This is a genomic window from bacterium, assembly GCA_040755795.1.
In the GTDB taxonomy this organism is placed as follows: Bacteria; UBA9089; CG2-30-40-21; order CG2-30-40-21; family SBAY01; genus JBFLXS01.
The window spans coordinates 1-2,426 of the sequence record JBFLXS010000527.1; the positions used below are offsets into that span (position 1 = coordinate 1).

Annotated in this window: 4 protein-coding genes; all 4 read right to left on the minus strand. The window is 33.4% G+C overall.

Annotation, left to right across the window (positions count from 1 at the left end; all coding sequences use genetic code 11):
* The coding region (locus AB1414_19265) for a hypothetical protein (protein ID MEW6609553.1) at positions 1-185 on the minus strand (185 nt) is incomplete at its 3' end.
* A gap of 12 nt (positions 186-197) precedes the next feature.
* Complete coding sequence (locus AB1414_19270; protein ID MEW6609554.1) at positions 198-395, minus strand: nucleotidyltransferase domain-containing protein; 198 nt, start codon at positions 393-395, stop codon at positions 198-200.
* Positions 396-574: 179 nt separating this feature from the next.
* Positions 575-1,489 carry a class I SAM-dependent methyltransferase gene (locus AB1414_19275; protein MEW6609555.1) on the minus strand — a complete coding sequence of 305 codons (915 nt, stop codon included), beginning with the start codon at positions 1,487-1,489 and terminating at the stop codon, positions 575-577.
* A 42-nt stretch (positions 1,490-1,531) separates the two neighbouring features.
* The coding region (locus AB1414_19280; protein ID MEW6609556.1) for a polysaccharide biosynthesis C-terminal domain-containing protein at positions 1,532-2,426 on the minus strand (895 nt) is incomplete at its 5' end.

Consider the following 2,426-nt stretch of genomic DNA (forward strand, 5'->3'; position numbering starts at 1 on the left):
CAGAATTCGTCAACAAATTGCCAAAAATCTATTGCTTCATAACTGGTTTTACAAAGTAGGTCTAAATAAAGTTCTCTATCTTTAATTATCAAAGGGATACCTGATGTCAACACGCTATAAATTAGTGCTGGAGCAACTCTATTTAAGACAGCAAAATCTACTTCTGCTTGCAAAATCTTTTCCACATCTGCCCAGATTTAATGTTCTTTGGGATAATCTCTTTGTGTTTCTATTTCTAAATATTCTTTGGGTTTAAAATAGACAGCAATATCCCACTCAGAGATTTGTCTTTCTAAGTTTTTACTTCTTGAACCAAATAAAAAGGCTAAAATTACTGACGGCACTTTTTCAAAATAATTAGTAAGTGTTTGAATCTTTACCTCTTTTTCTTCCATTAAATTGTCTCCCAGCGGGGTTCCCGGGAACACAATACTTAATTTCATTCATCTTACCCAGTTAGTATTGTGCCCCGCGATTTCGATTTCCCACGGCACTTTACCCTCCTTTAATTTGGTAATTGGTAACTGGTGAATGGTAATTAGTTACCAATTACCATTTAACCGATTACTTACTTTTAATTTCGTGAAGCCCTATTTTTTAGGGCATAAACTTGTATTTGGCCACCTCTATTTATTTTACATATCAGAATTTGAAATGGTTTTAACAACGGATATAGAGCATAAAATATAAGTTTTATCCCCTTGCGTATCATAATGACTCCAATGCGTACTTTTGGAGAAGAAGTATTAATTATTGTAAGTAGATAGGGGAAAAACCAATCAAACATTGTATCATATGCTTCATAACTCATTACCTTTATAACCTTAAAATTTGCCTTTTCAAGTATTTTTCTAATGGTTAGTGGTGAAAAATGATAAAGATGACACGGAACATTTAAAAACACAAATACCTTCCCTTCCAGAATAGCTTTAGCACTTTTAATATTAGGAACTTGAACTACCAATAATCCATCATCCTTCAAAATACGATAGACTTCATTCAATCCATTCACTGGGTCAGGGATATGTTCTAAAACATCCCACATTGTAATCACATCAAAATGTTTATCCGGGAATTTGATTTCTTCCAACTTTTTATTCATCACATTAAGTTTAAATTCATCTTTAGCATAATTTGCTGAGGTAGTTGCAAGTTCTACTCCCACACAATCCCAACCCATTTTCTGTGCAACATGAAGAAAAAAACCAACACAACATCCAATATCAAGAATTCTCCCTTTATTTTTAAATTTCTCTATCCTGCGTAAAAAGTTTCTAAATCGATGGATAAACTCTCTTCTGCGTCTAAGATATCCTTTAATATCTCCATAGTAGATAGTATTCATTGCTTCAGTTGAACTAAACTCTTTCCCAATCTCAGTAAATACAAGAGAACACTCACTACACTGAAGGACTTTACAATTATTGATATTGGAATAAATTGTTTCCTTAAAACTATTTGCCCCACATAATATACAATCTTGTGTCATTATTTTCTCAATTTCCCTTTTAATGTTACGAAAAGAACTTCACTAACTTGCCGTTCTAATCCTTTTTATCATTTCCCAATCCTCTTTTGATACCGCTTTAAAAAGAAGAAGTAAAAGAATGTAGATAGTTGCTCCTGCTCCTATACATAAAAACAGGTTAAAATTTCTTCCCAGATAAACAAACATACCCATAATAATAGAGGCAACGATTATTTTAAATGTCTGCGTTGAGAATAAAGTAATCCCTTCTTTCACTTTACTCAGGTATGTAAATACCCATAAGGTAATAAGAAGCTCTGCCGAAAATACACTCAGACTAACACCAATATGCTTTAACTTTGGAATTAGAACCAGGTAAAGAACGATGGTAACCAGTAATCCTGCTCCGATAATATAGTTAATGTCTCTTTCCCTATTAATCGAAACAAGGGCCTGGATACAAATACTCTGGATAAATACAAATAGTGTTGTCCATATAAGTATTTTTAGGACCGGGATTGAATTAACAAATTTCCCTCCATATATCAACAGGATTATTTTATCTGCCAAAATAGTTGTTCCCACCGCGAGTGGAACTCCCATTATCAACATATACTGACTGCTCTTGTTGAAGACATAAATAAACCCTTTGTTTTCTGATTTATGAAGATTAACTAATACCGGAAATAATGCTGTGGCAAAATAAGCCGGGAGGGTTTTAAGAAAATGAGCTAATTTAGCCGAAGCTGAATACCACCCTGTTACTGCATCTCCAGCTATTCTCGACAGCATTATATTGTCCAGATTAACAAACAGTGTCCCAATCACAAATAGGGTCATAAAAGGTATACTTTTTCTTCCCAACTCCTTCCAGAAGGGAATATCTATTTCAAATTTAGGCCTGGCAAATCTCTTTATAATAAATAGAAGAGTAAAGAAAAAATATAAAATACTGACA

Coding starts and splice junctions, on each gene's coding strand:
- AB1414_19270 (MEW6609554.1), bottom strand. CDS start 395: ATGGAAGAAAAAGAGGTAAAGATTCAAACACTTACTAATTATTTTGAA.
- AB1414_19275 (MEW6609555.1), bottom strand. CDS start 1,489: ATGACACAAGATTGTATATTATGTGGGGCAAATAGTTTTAAGGAAACA.